General features: G+C 64.6%; 1 protein-coding gene. It reads left to right on the top strand.

All coding sequences use genetic code 11. From position 1 onward, the window contains the following. Positions 1 to 78: 78 nt before the first annotated feature. Positions 79 to 1233 carry an IS110 family transposase gene (locus P3T25_RS48440; protein ID WP_201124249.1) on the top strand — a complete coding sequence of 385 codons (1155 nt, stop codon included), beginning with the start codon at positions 79 to 81 and terminating at the stop codon, positions 1231 to 1233. Positions 1234 to 1635: the final 402 nt, after the last annotated feature.

Raw genomic sequence — 1635 nt, 5'->3', positions numbered from 1 at the left:
AGATCCTATGTACAGGAGGGGTCGACGAACTGATACGTAAAATCAACGTGTCGAGTCCTGTTCAAAGGAGAGAGCATCATGCGCACCGATCAGACGTTCACGACGGGTGGTGAAGAGGTGGTGCTGGCGGTCTCACTCGAGCTCGCCGCGGCAAAGTGGAAGGTCGCGCTGCACGATGGCCGGCGCGAGCAGCCGGCCGTACACACGGTGGCGCAACCGCAAGCCGCCGCCCGCCTGCAGGCCGTGCTGGATTTGATCGGCCGGTACAAGGACAAGTGGTCGCTGCCCGCGGGCGTGCGGGTCGTCGTGAGCTACGAAGCCGGCCAGGACGGGTTCTGGATCTGTCGCGCGCTGCATGCGCACGCCATCGAGTGTTATGTGGTCGATCCGGCGAGCATTCCGGTTGAACGTCACAAGCGGCGCGCGAAGACCGACCGGCTTGATGCGATCAAGCTGGTAATCAACCTGCGCGCATGGCTGCGCGGCGAGCGCGACCGCATGCACGTGGTTCACGTGCCGTCGCCGCAGGACGAGGCGTCGCGCCAGCTGATGCGCGATCGCGGCCAGTTGCAGAAGGAGGTGCTGCAGCATCGCGACCGGATGCGCAAACTGCTGGTCACACTGGGTTGCTGGGATGAGGTCGATCACAAACACTTCGCCGACCGGCTCGCTCGTGACGAGGTGAGGTGCCACGACGGCACGCCGCTGCCGCCCGAATTGCGCGAGCGGCTGCTACGCGAGTGTGAACGGCTGGCGCTGGTCAGGCAGCAACTCGCGGCGCTGGAGAAGACGCGACAGGCGAGTGTGCCGGCACCCGCGCGCCAGCGAAGCGATGACCTGGCGCGCCTGAAGGGGATTGGCGAAGTGGGTGCGTCGCGCCTCGCGCTCGAGCTGTTCTGGAGGGAGTTCGACAACCGGCGTCAGGTCGGTTCGTGCACCGGCCTCGTCCCGCAACCCTACGACAGCGGCGAGAGCCACACCGATCAGGGCATCAGCAAGCAGGGCAACCGGCGCGTTAGGTCACTGCTGGTCGAGATGGCGTGGTGCTGGCTGCGCTACCAGCCCGGCAGTGCGCTGACACAGTGGTTCAACCGGCGCACGCAGGGCACGGGACCGAATCGGCGGGCGCGGCGCATCGCCATCGTCGCGGTAGCGCGGCGCCTCGCGATAGCGCTGTGGCGCTATCTGAAGGACGGGATGATCCCTGAAGGAGCGCAGTTGAAGTCGGCGTAAGGCCCCCCAAAGGTTTGGCAGGCAGAAGGTAACGGTAGGTTAGGCAACTATGCAGCACATACGGTCTGGAGTGAACATGCCCGCTAAACGGCCGGGTTGCTAATGCAACCGATTCTCAAGATGGGGCGTGTTCCCGGTAGGTGATTCCGGCGTAACGCGCATACTGGATGAGGCTGGCCTGGTGCCGGCGGATAGAAGGCGGTGAGACACTGGAGTCTCACGGGCGCGACCATCGGCTTCAGACCACAATGGATCGCAGCAATGGTTGACGGCGGTCCCGGGAACAGGCAGCCGCCCTTGCCCCCCGCTACGGCGCTTCCGAACTGGACCCGCCCGAAGGACCTGGTCGATGATTCGTGAGTCAGGTCGTGAAAGGCCTTGACAACTTCCTGCTCATAGAAG

The sequence above is a fragment of the Paraburkholderia sp. GAS32 genome (genome assembly GCF_050434225.1).
GTDB lineage: Bacteria > Pseudomonadota > Gammaproteobacteria > Burkholderiales > Burkholderiaceae > Paraburkholderia > Paraburkholderia madseniana.
This window is presented reverse-complemented; position numbering and strand designations above follow the sequence as displayed.